Annotated in this window: 11 protein-coding genes and 1 pseudogene; 7 read left to right on the forward strand and 5 right to left on the reverse strand. The window is 70.5% G+C overall.

Annotated elements, in window-relative coordinates:
- Nucleotides 1-85: 85 nt before the first annotated feature.
- Nucleotides 86-3,774, reverse strand: a pseudogene (locus D7I44_RS12815) (multifunctional oxoglutarate decarboxylase/oxoglutarate dehydrogenase thiamine pyrophosphate-binding subunit/dihydrolipoyllysine-residue succinyltransferase subunit).
- Between the two features lie 149 nt (nucleotides 3,775-3,923).
- Between D7I44_RS12815 and guaB1 the strand changes: the two are divergent.
- The 3 genes from guaB1 (at nucleotide 3,924) to D7I44_RS12830 (ending at nucleotide 7,833) form a co-directional block, all read left to right on the forward strand.
- Nucleotides 3,924-5,363, forward strand: a complete 1,440-nt coding sequence (gene guaB1, locus D7I44_RS12820; protein ID WP_120789849.1) for a GMP reductase — start codon at nucleotides 3,924-3,926, stop codon at nucleotides 5,361-5,363.
- Nucleotides 5,364-5,450: 87 nt separating this feature from the next.
- The gene (locus tag D7I44_RS12825) at nucleotides 5,451-6,803 is read left to right on the forward strand and encodes a hemolysin family protein (RefSeq protein WP_120789850.1); all 1,353 of its coding nucleotides are present in this window, start codon (nucleotides 5,451-5,453) and stop codon (nucleotides 6,801-6,803) included.
- Nucleotides 6,796-7,833, forward strand: a complete 1,038-nt coding sequence (locus D7I44_RS12830; protein WP_120789851.1) for a hemolysin family protein — start codon at nucleotides 6,796-6,798, stop codon at nucleotides 7,831-7,833. The genes D7I44_RS12825 and D7I44_RS12830 overlap by 8 nt, the downstream gene beginning before the upstream one ends.
- A gap of 159 nt (nucleotides 7,834-7,992) precedes the next feature.
- On the opposite strand, the gene D7I44_RS12835 is transcribed toward D7I44_RS12830, so the two are convergent.
- Together D7I44_RS12835 and D7I44_RS12840 are read right to left on the reverse strand one after the other, a co-directional pair.
- Nucleotides 7,993-9,078: an NADH:flavin oxidoreductase/NADH oxidase gene (locus tag D7I44_RS12835; RefSeq protein ID WP_120789852.1), complete on the reverse strand. Its 1,086-nt coding sequence runs from the start codon at nucleotides 9,076-9,078 to the stop codon at nucleotides 7,993-7,995.
- Between the two features lie 5 nt (nucleotides 9,079-9,083).
- Nucleotides 9,084-9,704 carry an HAD family hydrolase gene (locus tag D7I44_RS12840; protein WP_245979603.1) on the reverse strand — a complete coding sequence of 207 codons (621 nt, stop codon included), beginning with the start codon at nucleotides 9,702-9,704 and terminating at the stop codon, nucleotides 9,084-9,086.
- Between the two features lie 23 nt (nucleotides 9,705-9,727).
- Here D7I44_RS12840 and D7I44_RS12845 point away from each other — a divergent pair, with 23 nt between their 5' ends.
- Nucleotides 9,728-10,606: an ADP-dependent NAD(P)H-hydrate dehydratase gene (locus D7I44_RS12845; RefSeq protein ID WP_120789853.1), complete on the forward strand. Its 879-nt coding sequence runs from the start codon at nucleotides 9,728-9,730 to the stop codon at nucleotides 10,604-10,606.
- Nucleotides 10,607-10,696: 90 nt separating this feature from the next.
- Here D7I44_RS12845 and D7I44_RS12850 read toward each other — a convergent pair whose 3' ends face one another.
- Complete coding sequence (locus D7I44_RS12850; RefSeq protein ID WP_120789854.1) at nucleotides 10,697-11,371, reverse strand: helix-turn-helix domain-containing protein; 675 nt, start codon at nucleotides 11,369-11,371, stop codon at nucleotides 10,697-10,699.
- Nucleotides 11,368-12,867 (reverse strand): APC family permease, encoded by a 1,500-nt coding sequence (locus D7I44_RS12855; protein ID WP_245979606.1) that lies wholly within the window; start codon nucleotides 12,865-12,867, stop codon nucleotides 11,368-11,370. Before D7I44_RS12855 ends, D7I44_RS12850 begins: the two co-directional genes overlap by 4 nt.
- A 190-nt stretch (nucleotides 12,868-13,057) precedes the next feature.
- On the opposite strand from D7I44_RS12855, the gene D7I44_RS12860 reads away from it, so the two are divergent.
- From D7I44_RS12860 to D7I44_RS12870, 3 genes are read left to right on the forward strand one after another with little or no spacing between them, the layout of a single operon-like run.
- On the forward strand, nucleotides 13,058-14,569 hold the full coding sequence (locus tag D7I44_RS12860; RefSeq protein ID WP_120789856.1) for an APC family permease: 1,512 nt from the start codon (nucleotides 13,058-13,060) through the stop codon (nucleotides 14,567-14,569).
- Nucleotides 14,570-14,573: 4 nt separating this feature from the next.
- Nucleotides 14,574-16,592 (forward strand): primary-amine oxidase, encoded by a 2,019-nt coding sequence (locus D7I44_RS12865; RefSeq protein WP_245979608.1) that lies wholly within the window; start codon nucleotides 14,574-14,576, stop codon nucleotides 16,590-16,592.
- A complete protein-coding gene (locus tag D7I44_RS12870; protein WP_162940268.1) occupies nucleotides 16,576-17,055 on the forward strand; it encodes a hypothetical protein in 480 nt (159 codons plus the stop codon). Before D7I44_RS12865 ends, D7I44_RS12870 begins: the two co-directional genes overlap by 17 nt.
- Nucleotides 17,056-17,122: the final 67 nt, after the last annotated feature.

Here is a 17,122-nt window from a genome sequence, read left to right on the forward strand (position 1 = left end):
GACGAAGGCCGCCGACTGCTGACGCAGCGGCGGCCTTTTCGCACCCAACCCAGCCATAGCGACGCGGCGGTCGCGTCCGGCGCGACTATATGTTCAGCGCATCCTGCATCAGCCTGGCCTGCTCGACGGCGTGGCGCTTGGCCGTGCCGACAGCGGGTGAGGCGGATGCCGGGCGCGAGGCGACCCTGATGTCGCGCTTGCCCGCGCGGCGCGCCGCGTCGACGAAGTACGGCGCAGCCCCCTGGTTCTCCGGCTCGTCCTGCACCCAGACGACCTCCGCGTTCGGGTAGCTGTCGAAGACGCCCTCGAGCTCGGCCTTGGGAAGCGGGTAGAACTGCTCGAGCCTGACGACCGCGATCGCCGGGTTCGGCTCCTTCGCGAGCTCGGCCTTGAGGTCGTAGTAGATCTTGCCGGCGCACGCGAGCACGCGGCGAACCGCGCCCTTGTCCGTGACGTCCGGGTCGTCGATGACCGGCTGGAAGCGACCCGAGGTGAACTCGGCCACGTCGCTGGTCGCGCCACGCAGGCGCAGCATCGCCTTCGGGGTGAACACGATGAGCGGCTTGCGCGGGCGGGCGTAGGCCTGACGGCGCAGCAGGTGGAAGTACGACGCGGGCGTCGACGGGCGCGCGATCGTCATGTTGTTCTGCGCGGCGAGCTGCAGGTAGCGCTCGATGCGGGCCGACGAGTGGTCGGGGCCCTGGCCCTCGTAGCCGTGCGGCAGGAGCAGCACGACGGAGGAGCGCTGGCTCCACTTCTGCTCGGATGCCGCGATGTACTCGTCGATCACGGTCTGCGCGCCGTTGGCGAAGTCGCCGTACTGCGCCTCCCACAGCACGAGCGCGTCCGGGCGCTCGACCGAGTAGCCGTACTCGAAGCCCATCGCCGCGTACTCCGACAGCAGCGAGTCGTAGACGTAGAAGCGGCCCTGGTTCTCGCCGAGATTGGCGAGCGGCACCCATTCCTGCCCGTTGACCTGGTCGTGGAACACGGCGTTGCGCTGCGCGAAGGTGCCACGGCGCGAGTCCTGCCCGACGAGGCGCACCGGGGTGCCCTCGAGCACGAGCGAGCCGAACGCGATCAGCTCGGCGAAGCCCCAGTCGATCCCCCCTCGCGGCTCATGTCGACGCGCTTCTTGAGCAGCGAGGTGAGCTTCTTGTGCACCGTGAAACCGTCTGGCACGTTGGCAAACGCGTCGCCGACGGCCTGCACGACGGATTCCTGCACGCCGGTCGTCTCGAGCTCGCCAGCCGCGGGCTCGTCGTTCTTCGGCACCTGGGTCACGATCGGGATCGGCGAGGTCTGCGCCTCGTGCGTCTCGGCGAAGGCGCGCTCGAGGCGGGACTGGAAGTCGCGGTGCGCCTCCTCGTACTCCTCTTCCGTGATGTCGCCGCGGCCGACGAGCGCCTCGGTGTAGAGCTTGCGGGTCGAGCGCTTCGCCTCGATCAGGCCGTACATCAGGGGCTGCGTCATCGACGGGTCGTCGCCCTCGTTGTGCCCGCGGCGGCGGTAGCAGATCAGGTCGATGAAGACGTCGCGCCCGAACTCCTGCCGGTACTCGAACGCGAGCTTCGCCACGCGCACAACCGCCTCCGGGTCGTCGCCGTTCACGTGGAAGATCGGCGACTGGACCGTCTTCGCGACATCCGTCGAATACACGGAGCTGCGCGACTCGGATGGCGGTGTGGTGAACCCGACCTGGTTGTTGATGTTGACGTGCACCGTGCCGCCGGTCTTGTAGGCGCGCAGCTGCGACATCTGCAGCACCTCGACGTTGATGCCCTGGCCCGCGAGCGCCGCGTCGCCGTGCACGAGCACCGGAAGCGTGGTGTAGGTGCCGGCAGGCCTGCGGTCCTGCTTGGCGCGCACGATGCCCTCGAGCACGCCGTTGACGACCTCGAGGTGCGACGGGTTCGCGGCGACGTAGATCGGAACCTCTTTGCCGTCGGCCGCGACGAAGGTGCCCTCCGTGCCGAGGTGGTACTTCACATCGCCCGTGCCGGCGAGCTCGAACTCGCCCTCGAACTCGCGGAAGATCTGGCCGTAGGTCTTGCCGGCGATGTTGGTCAGCACGTTGAGGCGGCCGCGGTGCGCCATTCCGATCGCGACGCCGTCGAGCCCGGCATCCGCCGCGCCCTGAAGCAGTGCATCGATGAGCGGGATCGTGGACTCGCCGCCCTCGAGGCTGAACCGCTTCTGGCCGACGTACTTGGTCTGCAGGAAGGTCTCGAAGGCCTCGGCCTCGTTGAGCTTCGTGAGGATGTGCAGCTGCTCGTCGTGCCCCGGCTTCACGTACGGGCGCTCGAGCTTGTCCTGGAACCAGCGGCGCTGCGCGGGGTCCTGGATGTGCATGTACTCGAGGCCGACCGTGCGGCAGTACGAGTCGCGCAGCACACCGAGGATGTCGCGCAGCTTCATCTCGCCGTAGTTGCCGGCGAAGCCGCCGGCGACGAACTTCCGGTCGAGGTCCCAGAAGGTGAGGCCGTGGCTCGCGATCTCGAGGTCGGGGTGGGTGCGCTGCTGGTACTCGAGCGGGTCGATGTCGGCCATCAGGTGGCCGCGCACGCGGTACGAGTTGATCAGCTCGTGCACGCGCGCCGTCTTGTTCACCTGGTGGGCGAGGTCGACGTTGATGTCCTGCGCCCAGAGGATGGGCTCGTAGGGGATGCGGAGCGCGGCGAAGATCTCCTGGTAGAAGTCCTGCCCCCCGGCGAGCAGCTCGTGCACGATCTTCAGGAACTCGCCGCTTCCCGCGCCCTGGATGACGCGGTGGTCGTAGGTGCTCGTCAGCGTGATCGTCTTCGAGATGCCGAGGTCGTTGAGCGTCTCGGGGCTCGCGCCCTGGAACTCGGCCGGGTACTCGAGGGCGCCGGCGCCGATGATGCAGCCCTGGCCCTTCATCAGGCGCGGCACGGAGTGCACGGTGCCGATGCCGCCCGGATTCGTGAGCGAGACCGATGCCCCGCTGAAGTCGTCTGCGGTCAGCTTGTTGCCGCGGGCGCGCTTGACGAGGTCCTCATAGGCGGCGAGGTAGTCGGTGAAACTGAGCGTCTCGGCGCGCTTGATCGCCGGCACGAGCAGCGAGCGGGTGCCGTCGGGCTTCGGCAGGTCGATCGCGATGCCGAGGCCGATGTGGGCCGGCTTCACGAGCGACGGCTTGCCGTCGACGACGTCGTAGAACACGTTCTGCGTCGGGAACTGCTTCAGCGCCCTGATGAGCGCCCACCCGATCAGGTGCGTGAAGCTCACCTTGCCGCCGCGCGTGCGGGCCATGTGGTTGTTGATGACGATGCGGTTGTCGATCATCAGCTTCGCCGGGATCGTGCGCACGCTGGTCGCGGTCGGGACAGTCAGGCTCACGTCCATGTTGGCGGCGAGCGTCTTCGACATGCCGCGCAGCGGGACGACCTCGTTCGCCTCGGCCGGCCCGTCGTTCTTCGGGGCGGCGGCCGGGGCGTCGGCAGGCACAGGGGTCGGCTTCGGCGCGACCGACGTGGTGCGCGCGACCGGCTGCTGCGTCGACGTCTGGCCGGTTGCGGGCGCGGCCGGGGCTGCAGTCGCAGCTGTGGCAGGGGCGGGGGATGCCGGGGCCGAGGCCGCCTGAGCGGGCGGGGTCGGGGCCTGGGCGCTCTCAGCGCGCTTCTGCTCGAGAATCGGCCACCACGACTGGTCCACCGAGTTCTTGTCGGCGAGGTACTGCTCGTAGAGCTCTTCGACCAGCCAGTCGTTGGCTCCGAACTGTCCCTCTTCCGTGCCAGTCAACTGGCTTGCCACAGCTGATCGCCCACCTTCTCCATTGACGTCAGGTCTTTCAATCGCCGGACTTCGAGGCGTTCCGGCCACGCAGCCCAACGAGCATCAAGCCTAATCCCTGTGCACAATGCGCCGTGCCCGACGTGCCCTGTCCGCAATAGCGTTGGGCCATGCGGTTCTATGGCCAAGCACCCCAGCACGACCTCACGTACTCCGACGTCTTCCTGGTACCCAGCCGCTCGGCGATCACCAGCCGGCTCGACGTCGATCTCGCGCCAGGGGACGGCACGGGCGCGACGATCCCGATCGTCGCGAGCAACATGAACTCGGTCACCGGTCCGCGGCTCGCGGCGACGCTGGCGCGGCGCGGCGGTCTCGGAGTGCTGCCGCAGGACCTGCACCCGCAGGAGCTCGCGGCAGGCATCCGCTTCGTCAAATCGCAGCCGGTCGCGTACGACACGCCCATCGTGATGTCGCCGGACGACACCGCGGCCGACGCCCTGGAGCACGTTCCGCCCGTGCACGGGCTCGGCATCGTGCTGCACGACGCCGACGAGCGGTACGTCGGCGCGGTGCTCGCGTCGCGGCTCGCCGTGGTGCCGCCGGATGCCCGGCTCGGCGACCTCGTGCACGGCGAGCTCGCCGCGCTCGAGGCGGAGGACGTTCCCGACGGGCGCGCCGCCTTCGACCTGCTCGACGCGGCCGACGTCGAGTTCGCGCCCGTCGTCTCGCAAGGGCGCGTGATCGGCACCCTGTCGAAGACCTCGGCGCTGCGCTCGACGATCTACCCGCCGGCCGTCGACGCCCAGGGCCGGCTGCGCCTCGCGGCCGCGATCGGCATCAACGGCGACGTGGCTGCGCGGGCGATCGCGCTGCGGGATGCCGGCGTCGACGTGCTCGTGCTCGACACCGCGCACGGCGACCAGGACGGCATGCGTCGCGCGCTCGGCACCGTCGCCGGGCTCGACCTCGGGTTGCCGCTCGTCGCCGGCAACATCGTCACGGCCGCCGCCGTGCAGGACCTCGTCGCAGAGGGCGCGAACATCCTCAAGGTCGGCGTCGGGCCGGGCGCCATGTGCACCACCCGCATGATGACGGCCGTCGGGCGACCGCAGTTCTCCGCCGTGCTCGAGACGGCGGAGGCCGCGCGCGAGCTGGGCGCGCACGTCTGGGCCGACGGCGGGGTGCGCTACCCGAGGGACGTCGCGCTTGCGCTGGCCGCCGGTGCGGCATCCGTCATGATCGGCTCCTGGTTCGCTGGCACGATCGAGGCGCCCGGCCTGCTGCGGGCGGATGCCTCCGGGGCTTTGTACAAGGAGAGCTGGGGCATGGCCTCGAACAAGGCCGTGCAGGCGCGCTTCGCCCGGCTGTCGGCATACGACCGGGCGCGGAAGGAGCTGTTCGCCGAGGGCATCTCGTCGTCGAAGATCTATCTTGATCCGCTGCGGCCCTCGGTCGAGGACCTGCTCGACATGATCACGACGGGGGTCCGCTCGTCGTTCACCTACGCCGGCGCGCGCTCGGTGGCCGAGTTCCACGAGCGCGCCCTCGTCGGCCTGCAGTCGGCGGCGGGCTACGAAGAGGGCAAGGCGCTGCCGGTCAGCTGGTAGTCGCTCGATACACTGGCGTCGTATGGAGCCCCCGTCTGCGCGCAGCCATAGACCTCGGCCGATCACCCGGCTGAGTTGCGTCCTGTCATGAACGAGTGGGTGCTGCTCGGCATCGGCGTCGTCCTGATCGTGGGAACGGGCTTCTTCGTCGCGAGCGAGTTCGCACTGGTGAACCTCGACCGGGCCGAGCTCGAGGCCCGTCGCGAGCGCGGCGAGAGCCGCCTCGCCATGACGATCGAGGCGCTGCGGCACACGTCGACTCATCTCTCGAGCGCGCAGCTCGGCATCACCCTGACCACGCTGCTCACCGGCTTCACCCTCGAGCCGTCGATCGGCGGCCTGCTGCGGCCCGCCTTCGACGCCCTGAGAATGACGGATGCCGCGGCCACCGTCACCGCGTCGATCGTCGCGATCGTCGTCGCGACGCTCGCGTCGATGATCCTGGGCGAGCTGGTGCCGAAGAGCTTCGCGCTCGCGCTGCCGGTCGCGACAGCGCGCGTCGTGATTCCGTTTCAGACCGTGTTCACCCGCGTCTTCCGCCCCGCGGTCGCCGTGCTCAACGGGAGTGCCAACGCAGTGCTCGCGATCTTCGGCGTCGAGGCGAAGGAGGAGCTCTCCGGTGCCCGCAGCGCCGAGGAGCTCAGCTCCCTCGTGCGCCGCTCGGCCGAGCAGGGTGTGCTCGAGCAGGACACCGCGAGCCTGCTCGATCGCACCCTGATGTTCTCGGGCCGCGTCGCGGGCGACGTCATGACCCCGCGCCCGCAGCTCGAGACGGTCAAGCGCGACGACACGGCCGCCGATGTGATCGCCCTCGCGCAGGAATCCGGCTACTCGCGGTTCCCGGTGATCGACGACGGAATCGACGACATCGCCGGGATCGTCCACATCAAGCAGGCCGTCGCGGTTCCGCGCGAGCGCCGCGGGCGCGTGCCCGTGAGCGCGCTGCAGTCCGAGGCGCTGCGCGTGCCCGAGACGATGCGACTTGACAGCCTGCTCGCCGAGCTGCGGGCGCGCAGCCTGCAGATGGCGGTCGTCGTCGATGAGTACGGCGGCACCGCAGGCGTCGCGACGCTCGAGGATCTCGTCGAAGAGCTCGTCGGCGAGGTCGCCGACGAGCACGACACCGGACCGATCGACATCGTGCTCGCTCCGGGCTCGACGGGCGAGATCGAGTTCAGCGGGCTGCTGCGCCCCGACGAGCTGCTCGACCGCGCCGCCATCGAGGTGCCGGAGGACGAGCGCTATGAGACCGTCGCCGGTTTCGTCATGGCGAGCCTCGGCCGCCTGCCCGAGCTCGGCGACACGGTCGCGGTCCACGGCGGCACGCTGCGGGTGACCGCGCTCGACGGCCGCCGGGTCGACCGCCTGGCGTTCACACCCCGGCCACAGGCATCCGTCGAGATCAACAGCGCGGCGCAGGCGGGTGAGATGGATGTCTGACTGGGCCGGCATCGTCTGGCTGTTCGTGCTGCTCGCCGGCAACGCGTTCTTCGTCGGCGCGGAGTTCGCCGTCATCAGCGCCCGGCGCTCGCAGATCGAGCCGGCCGCCGAGCGCGGGAAGCGCAGCGCACGCACGGCCCTGTGGGCGATGGAGCACGCGACGCTCATGCTCGCGACGACACAGCTCGGCATCACGGTGTGCTCGCTGCTGATCCTGAACGTGGCAGAGCCGGCGATCCACCACCTGCTGCACGGACCGCTCGGGCTCACCGGGCTGTCCGACACCGCGATCGACGTCACGTCGTTCGTCATCACCCTGGTGATCGTGTCGTTCCTGCACGTCGTGCTGGGCGAGATGGTGCCGAAGAACCTGTCGTTCTCGTTCCCCGACAGGGCCGTCGTGCTGCTTGCCCCGCCGCTCGTCTTCGTGGGGCGCGTGTTCGGTCCCATCACGCACGCGCTCAACTGGGCGGCGAACGGCATCGTGCGGCTCACCGGGGTGACGCCGCGCGACGAGGCCGTGTCGACCTTCACGCTCGAGGAGGTCGAGACGATCGTGCAGCAGTCCACCCGCGAGGGGCTGCTGCAGGACTCGACGGGCGCGCTCACCAACGCCTTCGAGTTCAGCGCGAAGACCGCGCGCGAGGTCACGGTGCCGCTCGCCTCGATCGAGACCCTGCCCCCGTCCGCGACGCCGGCCGACGTCGAGCGCGCGGTGGCGAAGCACGGGTTCAGCAGGTACGTGATCGAGGACGAGCGGGGGACCCCTGTCGGCTACGTGCACCTGAAAGACGTGCTCGACCTCGAGGGCGAGGAGTTCGACGTGCCGATCCCCGCGGCGAGCATCCGCCCCTTGGTCGACGTCGACTCCGACGCCGAGATCGAATCGGTGCTCGCGGTGCTGCGTCGCTCGGGAACCCACCTCGCGCGCACGGCCGACCCGTTCGGCCGCGCGATCGGCGTGCTGTTCCTCGAGGACATCCTCGAGGAGCTCGTCGGCGAGGTGCATGACGCCACGCGGCGGGAGTGACGCCGGCGCCTTCCGCGTGCGCGGGTGAAACCGCGCGTGCGCGGCAGAAACGTCGCCCGCGGAAGTGTCATTTCACCCGCGCACGCGCGTGCGCGGGTGAAACAACGTTTCTGCGGGAGAACCTTCACCCGCGGAAACGCGTCTTCACCCGCGCACAGCTCAGCGGCGAACGCGGGCGCGCTCGTACTGCGGCTGCCAGAGAGCCGGCTCATCGGCGCCGAGCTCGCGCGCCCAGCGCTGCGGGGTGTGCGGGTCGCGCAGCGCCTCGCGGGCGATGAGCACGGCATCCGCCTGACCGCTCGCGACGATCTGTTCGGCCTGCGCGCCGTCGGTGATGATGCCGACCGCGCCGACCGGAACCTCGCCGAGCGAGCGCACGTACTGCGCGAAGCGCACCTGGTAGCCCGGCCCGACCGGGATGTCGGCGTGGGCGTTGCCGCCCGTCGAGATGTCGAAGAAGTCGGCGCCGGCGTCGCGCGCCCACCGGGCGACGGTCGCGGTGTCCGACTCGGTCCAGCCGCCCTCGAGCCAGTCGGTGGCCGAGAAGCGGACGAAGACGGCGGCGCGGCCGGCCGCGGCATCCGTCACGGCGTCGAGCACGCGCATGAGCAGGCGCGCACGGTTCTCGAGCGAGCCGCCGTACTGGTCGTCGCGCCGGTTCGACAGCGGCGACAGGAACTGGTGCAGCAGGTAGCCGTGCGCGGCGTGCAGCTCGAGCACGTCGAAACCGGCGTCGAGCGCACGCCGGGCGGCCGTCGCGAAGTCGGCGACCACCGTGTCGATGCCCGCCGCGTCGAGAGCCTCGGGCGTGTCGTAGCCGGGGAAGGCGACGGCCGACGGGCCGAGGGGCGTCCACCCGCCGTCGGCGGCGGCCACCGTTCCGCGGCGGTCGGTGCCCCACGGTGCATACGTCGACGCCTTGCGGCCCGCGTGCTGCAGCTGGATGCCGGCCTTCGCCCCGCGCTCGTGGACGAAGCCGACGATGCGGGCCCACGCCTCTTGCTGCTCGTCGTTCCAGATGCCGGTGTCCTGCGGCGAGATGCGCCCCTCCGGGCTCACCGCGGTCGCCTCGGTGATGACGAGCGACGCGCCGCCCGAAGCGAGCGAGCCGAGGTGCACGAGGTGCCAGTCGGTGGGCACGCCGTCGCGCGCAAGCACCGAGTACTGGCACATCGGGGCGATGAAGACGCGGTTGGCGAAGGTGACGGGGCCGAGGGTGATCGGGGTGAAGAGTTGTGAGGTCATGGGTCCTAGGCGAGTGAGGTCAGGAATCCGCGGAGCGATTCCGCGTCGGTGAACACGTGGCCGATGATGCCGAGGGCCTCGGCTCCTGCCACGTTGTCCGCCCTGTTGTCCGTGAACACCATCTCGGCCGGGGCGATTCCGAGGTCGTCGAGCAGATGACGGTAGATGTCGGCCTCCGGCTTCAGCAGCTTCAGTTCGCCGGAGACGTAGAACGCGTCGAACCAGTCCGAGAGCGGACCGTGCCGGAAGTAGGAGCCGAAGTCGGGCCCCGCGTTCGACAGCAGTGCGAGCCTCGTGCCGCCGGCCTTGAGGTCGGCGAGCACCTCGACCGTGCCGGGGTTCACCGAGAGCCATGAGCGGAAGTCGGCGGCCCACAGCTCGTGGATGCGCGCGTCCGACCACGTGACCCCGAGTTCGGCCGCGATCGCCTGCCAGTAGGCGCGCACGCCGGCCGTGCCCTGGTCGAGCCCGTCGCGGTGGGCGAAGTACGCCCGCCAGAACGGGTCGGCGGGGACGTCGGCCAATCCGAGGATCACCCTGCGGTCCGCCTCCGTCGGGGAGAGCGAGATCACCTCGCCGTAGTCGAAGACGACGGTACGGCCGGGAAGAGAGATGGGCGAGCTCACGCCTTCGAACCTATCGTGGTGGCATGACGGCCGAACGGGTGTGGACACCGGAGGACACGGCGCGGATGCTGCGGGCACCCGTCACGGGCGACGACAAGTACAGCCGCGGGGTGCTCGGCGTCGCGACCGGCTCCGAGGCGTTCCCGGGCGCCGCCGTGCTCGGCGTCGAGGCCGCGGTGCGCACGGGCGTCGGCATGGTGCGCTACTTCGGGTCGCCGACCCCGACGGCGCTCGTGCTGCAGCGGCGCCCCGAGGTGGTGACCGGCGCCGGGCGCGTGCAGGCGTGGCTGGTCGGCTCAGGCATCCCCGGCGCCCTCGAGCGCACCATGGACGACAACACGCACATCGGCACCGCGCTCATGGACGGGGTGCCGGTCGTGATCGACGCGGGCGCGCTCGACCGGCTGCAGGTCGCGACCGGGCCGGCCGTGATCACCCCGCACTACCGCGAGCTGGAGCGTACGCTGGCGACCACCCGCTCCCCGCTCGCGATCGACGAGATCAGGGCGGATGCCGCGGCCGCCGCCGCCCACGCCGCCGAGACCCTCGGGGTGACCGTGCTGCTCAAGGGCTCGACCACGCACATCGCGTCGCCGGGCGGCGAGCCGATCTCGGTGTCGCTCGGAACGACGTGGCTCGCTAGTGCCGGCAGCGGTGACGTGCTCGGAGGAGTCCTCGGCGCGCTGCTCGCGAGCCACGCGGCCGACATCGCGGAGCGCGGTCACGCGGCGCTTGGCGAGCTCGCCGCGACGGCGGCCGCGCTGCACGGGCTCGCGGGGGTGAAGGCTTCGAACGGCGGCCCGATCGCGGCGCTCGACATCACGCGCACGCTGCCGGGCGTGGTCTCGGCTTTGCTTCAGATGCGCGACGAAAGCGATCCATCTGCGGGCGACCCCGCGTAGGAACGGGGCGTATTTCGCACGATTGTTCCTGTTGAGTGAGCGAAGACGTAGGAACAAGCCTGCGTCCTAGGCACGGTTCCTACGCGCGACTCACCGCAAAGCCGCCGCGAGCCGAGGCCGGTCGGCCGCGGTGAGCTCGAGCAGCGCCTCCGGGTCGCCGAGGCGCTGACTGGGCAGCGCGAGCGCGAGGCCGGCCACGAGGCTCCCCTGCGCGTCGCGGATCGCCGCGGCGAAGCATCCGCGGCCCGGAACCGAGCCGTCGAAAACCGCGACGTACGGCACCGGCGCGCCGCGCCGCTCGGCGAGCAAGAGGCCGCCGAGGGCGGAGGCGGTGAGGTCGCTCAGCATGCGCCGCTCGTCGGAGAGCGGGAAGTCGGGGTCGACGTCGACGAGCTCGAGCACGCCCTCGCGAAAGGAGGCGAGGTGCACGCCGCCGCGAATGCGACCGCGCAGCTCGACCAGGATGTCGTGCGGCGCGTCTTGCGGCTCGGGCTGCACGGCCAGCCCCGCGACTCCCGCGAGCAGCGCGACCTTGCGGCCGAGCGCGAAGCCGGCGAGGTCGGGCAGGCGCACCAGGTACTCGTCCTGCACGAGCAGGTTGAGCAGGCGATAGGTGGTGGCGCGCGGCAGCCCGAGGCCTGCCGAGATCTGCTGTGCGGTGACGCCGGGACCCACCCTGGCGACCTCCTCGAGCACGCTGAGCGCGCCGTGCACCGCCCCGGGCTGCCGTCCGGTCAGGCCGGGGTCGCGCCCGGGCTGGCTCATGAGCCGCCCAGCAGGTCTGACGAGGTCGTGTGGTCGAAGAGGCCCGCCCGGGCGAGCGCTCGCGAGCGCGCGGTGCGCAGGTAGAGGTAGGCGAGCGCGGCGAGCACAGCGAGGCCGCCGACGACGGCGACGGCGACAGGCTCGCCCGGCACCATCACCACGAGGTAGGTGATGAGCACCCCGGTGAGCCCGACCGCCGCGATGCCGGCGACGAGGTCGGTGCGCAGACTCGACTCGCCGATGCGGCGCAGGAACGCGGGCAGCGCCACCGTCGCGAGCACGTAGGCCGTGATGTAGCCCGCCGCGGACACCACGATGAGGAACTCGAGCGACTGCCAGGGCGACCAGCCGACCGCGTGGAGTGCCAGCGGCACCGCGACGGTGATGGGGATGACGACCGCGAGGGCGCGGTACGGGGTCTTCCGCAGCGGCTCGATGCGCCCCACCGCGCGCGGCAGCACGCCCTCGCGCCCGAGGGTGAAGACCGCGCGGGCGAGGGCGGTGAGCGAGGCGATCGCGCACGCCGTGAACGACGCGGCGAGGCCGAGATCGAGCAGGGTGCCGACAGCCGCGGCATCCGTGTCGCTCGCAAGTCTCGCCACTGCCTGCCCGCCGTCGAAGCCGATGCCGAATGCCCCGGCGCCCGCCAGCTGCGTATAGGCGGACAGCAGGTAGACGGCGCCGACGCCCAGCACCGTCCAGCGGATCGTGCGCGGCACGGTGAGGAAGGGCCGTGCCGCCTCACGGCCGAGCGACGCGGCCGACTCGAAGCCGACGAACGCGGTGAGCGCGACCGCCGTGCCGGCCACGAGGCCGCCGAACGCCGGCGGCCGCGCGGTGAACGGCGCGGCCAGCTGCGCCGCATCGAGGCGGCTCAGCACGATCGCGAGCAGGGCGAGGATCACGACGAGCGACGCCAGCTCGATCACAAGGGTGACCCGGGACGAGAGGCGGATGCCGCGCCGCAGCACCCCGAAGCAGACGGCCCCCACGCCGACGAGGAGTGCGACCGTCACCCATGGCCCGGCCGCCCACGCCCCGGTGAGTGCGCTCAGGAAGTTCTGCAGGAAATAGGCGGCGCCGACGACGCCGAACATCGCGATGAATCCGTAGCCGACGAGCAGGCCGGATGCCGCGGCGAACCCGGGCCCCGCGCCGAGCCCCTTCGTGGTGAACGTGTAGAGCGAGCCGGGCGCCGCGATGCGCAGCGCGAACTGGTTCAGGGTCGCGGCGACGCAGATCGCGAGCAGCCACGCGGCGGCGACGGCGATCAGCACGCCGGAGCCGGCCTGCACGGCGATGAGCGCGGGGACCGTCGCGGTGCCCGCCGCCGGGGCGACCGCCCCGATCGACTGGGCCAGCACATCGACGAATCCGACCGTGCGTCGCTCGAGTCCGGCCATCGGGCTGTTCTGCTCGACGCCTGCGACGACCGGGGGGCGCGCGATGGCGCGGCCGAGCGCGACGAGGCGGTCTGGCGTGTCGTGCGCGGTCACCGAAAGAGCGTGACACCGGAGTGTTGCGCGCGCGTTTCCTGCAGATCGCGACTGTGGGACCCCGGATGAGACGGATCCGACACCCTGTCTCATTCGGGTCGCAACGAGCGTTACGGCGGGGTCACTCAGGCGAAACCGGCCATGTCGAGCATGGGCTCATCCGTTCCGACCACTACCTGAGGAGGCTCGCATGACAACCGCGGACCCCACCGCACTCCCCGCCGCTTCCGGCGCCGTGGCCGCCCCGGCGCGGCCTGCCCGGAAGCTCACCGGCCGCCTCGGCGTCGGCTCGATCGTCTTCATGGTGATCGCCGCAGCCGCGCCGCTCACCGTCGTCGGTGGCGGCTTCCCTGTCGGCGCCCTGCTCGGCGACGGCATCGGCGCTCCCACGATGTACCTGGTCGGCGGCGCGATCCTGCTGTTCTTCGCGGTCGGCCTCTCGACGATGAGCAACTACGTGCCGCGCCCCGGCGCGTTCTTCACCTACGTCGGCTACGGCCTCGGCCGCCCCCTCGGGCTCGCCGCCGCCTGGCTCGCGATCCTCACCTACACGACCGTGCAGGTGGCGGTGTACGGCTATGTCGGTGCGGTGATGAGCGGCTACGTCGTCTCGCTGCACGGGCCGACGCTGCCCTGGTTCCTGTACTCGCTGGCGATGGTCGCGATCGTCGGCCTGCTCGGCTACCGCCACATCGAGCTGTCGGGCAAGGTGCTCGGCGTCTTCCTCGTCTGCGAGATCGGCGTCGTGCTGGTGCTCGCCGGCGCGGTCGTCGCCACCGGCGGCGCCGAGGGCCTGTCGGTCGCCCCGTTCAACCCGACCAACGTGATGAGCGGCGCCCCCGCGCTCGCGCTGATGTTCGCGCTCGCGGGGTTCATCGGCTTCGAGTCGACGGCGATCTACCGCGACGAGGCGAAGGACCCGCAGAAGACCATCCCCCGGGCGACCTACGCCTCCCTGATCATCATCGCGGTGTTCTACACCTTCGCCTCATGGGCGCTCGTCATGGGCATCGGCCCGAGCCATCTCATGAGCGAGCTCGCCAAGGACCCGTCTGCCTTCATCGGCACCGTCACCGCGCGCTACCTCGGCCCCGTTGGCGGCTGGATCGTCAACACCCTGATGATCACGAGCATGTTCGCCTGCGTGCTGTCCTTCCACAACGTGATCACCCGCTACCAGCACTCGATGTCCAACGCGTCCGTGCTGCCGACGGCGCTCGGCAAGGTGCACAAGACGCACCGCTCGCCGCATGCCTCGTCGATCGTGCAGACGATCACCGCCGCCGTGCTCATGATCGCGTTCGCGCTGTTCCACCTCGACCCGGTGCTGCAGGTGTTCACCTGGTTCAGCGGCATCTCGACCTTCGCGATCGTTGTGCTGATGGGGCTCACCTGTCTCGCGGTGATCGCTTACTTCACCGCGAAGAAGATCAAGGCAGGTCTGTGGAAGACGTGGATCGCACCTGTGATCGGATTCCTCGGCCTGGCCGTCGTCGCCGTGATCATCGCGCAGAACTTCCCGCTGCTCATCGGCGACGCCGATGCGAAGGGCAACCCCGTGTTCGGCACCCTGACCGTGACGTTCCTCGCCCTCATGGCGGCCTTCCCCGTCTTCGGGATCGTGCAGGCCCTCGTCATCAAGGCGCGGAAGCCCGCGGCCTACAAGAACGTCATCGACACCATCAGCACCATCGAGGAGTAAGACAGTGACCATCACCGATCACAGCCACGCCCACCACCACGACGACGCGGCCCGCGCCGCCACACCGCTGTCGAGCCTGACCGCGGCCGAGATCGCCGCGGCCAGCGAGCTCATCGCGGCCGCAGGGCTCGTGACGCCGACGACGCGCTACGCCTATCTCGGGCTTCTCGAGCCCGACAAGGCCGACGTGCTCGCCTGGCAGGCGGGCACCGGCGAGGCCCCCGCCCGCGAGGTGCGCGCCATGCTGCTCGACCGGGCCACCGGAGCGTCGCTCGACGTCGCGGTGTCGCTGACCCAGGCATCCGTCGTCTCGACCGTGCCCATCGATGGCAGCCGCGGCCAGGTGCCGATCCTCGATGAGGAGTTCGCGGACATCGCGGGCATCGTCAACGAGGACCCGCGCTGGGTCGAGGCGCTCGCCCGGCGCGGCGTGACGCCCGAGCAGGTCGTCCAAGTGCCGCTCTCGCCTGGTTTCTACGAGATCCCGGGGGAGGAGGGGCGCCGCGTCATCCGCGTGTTCGCCTTCCGCATGGACCACGAGCACGACCACCCATGGGCGCACCCGGTCGACGGCCTGTGCGCCTACGTCGACGTGATCTCGCACGAGCTGCTGCAGATCGTCGAGACGGATGCCGCGCCGATTCCCGACGCGTCGGCGAACTACCACCTGCCCGAGGGTCGCCCCGCCGACCTCGAGGGGCTCAAGCCGCTCGAGATCACGCAGCCCGAGGGGCCCAGCTTCACGGTCGCCGGCGAGCACGTCGAGTGGGCGAACTGGAGCCTCGACCTCGGCTTCGACGCCCGCGAGGGGCTGATCTTGCGCAATCTCGCCTTCGCAGACCCTGACAAGGGCGGCGAGGTGCGCCCGATCATGTATCGCGGCTCGATCGCCGAGATGGTCGTGCCCTACGGTGACCCGTCGCCGTCGCGCTACTGGCAGAACTACTTCGACACGGGCGAGTACGTCTTCGGGCGCTACACGAACTCGCTCACGCTCGGCTGCGACTGCCTCGGCGAGATCCGGTACTTCGACGCGACGCTCGCCGACGAGCTCGGCAACCCGCGCACGATCGAGAACGCGATCTGTATGCACGAGGAGGACTACGGCGTGCTGTGGAAGCACACCGACGTCTTCACGGGAGAGTCGGAGGTGCGCCGCTCGCGGCGCCTCGTGATCTCGTTCTTCACGACCGTCGGCAACTACGACTACGGCTTCTACTGGTACCTGTACCTCGACGGCACCATCGAGCTCGAGGCGAAGCTCACCGGCATCCTGTTCCCCTCCGCTCACAGCGGTGACCCCGACTATCAATACGCGACCCTGGTCGCGCCGGGCGTCGGCGCCCCGTACCACCAGCACCTGTTCAGCGCGCGACTCGACATGATGGTCGACGGCGTGACGAACGCCGTCGACGAGATCGACGCCGTGCGCGTGCCGATCGGGCCGGGCAACGAGCACGGCAACGCGTTCACCAAGTCGGTGCGCCGCATCGCCTCGGAGGCGGAGGGCGCCCTCGACGCCCACGGCGCCGCGAGCCGCAACTGGATGATCACCAACACCGAGAAGGTGAACGGCCTCGGGCAGCACCCCGGTTACGTGCTGCACGTCGAGCAGTCGCCCACGCTGCTCGCGGACCCGGCATCCTCGATCGCGAAGCGCGCCGCCTACACGACCAAGACGCTGTGGGTGACGCAATATTCTTCCGACGAGCGCTACCCGGCTGGGGAGTTCGTGAACCAGAATCCAGGTGTGGACGGCATCACGGCCTGGCAGGCCGCCGATCGCAACCTCGACGGCGACGACATCGTTCTGTGGACCACCTTCGGTCTCACGCATTTCCCGCGCCCCGAGGACTGGCCCGTCATGCCGACGGACTACGTCAAGTTCACGATGAAGCCGTACGGATTCTTCGACAGGAACCCGGCGCTCAACGTGAAGCCCACCGTGTCCGACCACTGCGCACCTGGCCACACGGGTTCTTCCGACCACTCGGAGCACGCGGGGCATGACCACCACCACTAGTCCCGTCGCTGTGGCTCGTGGCCGCCTGGTCGCCTGGCGCGGCCCGGCAGCCATGGCCGTGATGGTGCTCGGTATGGCGGACACCATGGTGCCGGCGCTGCGCCTGCTGCCTGCGGCACTGTGGGTCGCGCTCGAGCTGGGCCTCGCGATCGTGGTCGCGGTGCCGGGGAGCGGGGCACGCTGCTGCACGCCCCTCGCGGCTCATCGTGCGCTTGGGCTCGTCGTGATGGCGGCGCTCACGGTGGCGATGACAGGGGCCATGGCGGATGCTTCGGGCGGCCGTTCTCCGGGCATGGCCATGCCCGGTATGAGCCAGGGGCTCGGCGTCGCGCCGCTCGCGCTCGCCGCGGCGGCTGCGTACGTCGGGTGGTCGGTGTGGCGCGCCCGCCGGCACGGTGCTCGTGCGGAGATGCTGCTGTCGGCGGCATCCGTCGCCCTCATGGCCGTCTTCGTCGCCGTCTGAGTCGGCCGCCGCGCACGATTCGTCACCCGACGCACGATTCGTCACCTCGCGCGGCGAGTTCCGCGTG

The sequence above is a fragment of the Gryllotalpicola protaetiae genome, from assembly GCF_003627055.1.
GTDB lineage: Bacteria > Actinomycetota > Actinomycetes > Actinomycetales > Microbacteriaceae > Gryllotalpicola > Gryllotalpicola protaetiae.

Bases quoted from the DNA above. Each gene is read 5' to 3' on its own strand.
- guaB1 (WP_120789849.1), top strand. From the start codon at position 3,924: ATGCGGTTCTATGGCCAAGCACCCCAGCACGACCTCACGTACTCCGAC.
- D7I44_RS12825 (WP_120789850.1), top strand. From the start codon at position 5,451: ATGAACGAGTGGGTGCTGCTCGGCATCGGCGTCGTCCTGATCGTGGGA.
- D7I44_RS12830 (WP_120789851.1), top strand. From the start codon at position 6,796: ATGTCTGACTGGGCCGGCATCGTCTGGCTGTTCGTGCTGCTCGCCGGC.
- D7I44_RS12835 (WP_120789852.1), bottom strand. From the start codon at position 9,078: ATGACCTCACAACTCTTCACCCCGATCACCCTCGGCCCCGTCACCTTC.
- D7I44_RS12845 (WP_120789853.1), top strand. From the start codon at position 9,728: ATGACGGCCGAACGGGTGTGGACACCGGAGGACACGGCGCGGATGCTG.
- D7I44_RS12850 (WP_120789854.1), bottom strand. From the start codon at position 11,371: ATGAGCCAGCCCGGGCGCGACCCCGGCCTGACCGGACGGCAGCCCGGG.
- D7I44_RS12860 (WP_120789856.1), top strand. From the start codon at position 13,058: ATGACAACCGCGGACCCCACCGCACTCCCCGCCGCTTCCGGCGCCGTG.
- D7I44_RS12870 (WP_162940268.1), top strand. From the start codon at position 16,576: ATGACCACCACCACTAGTCCCGTCGCTGTGGCTCGTGGCCGCCTGGTC.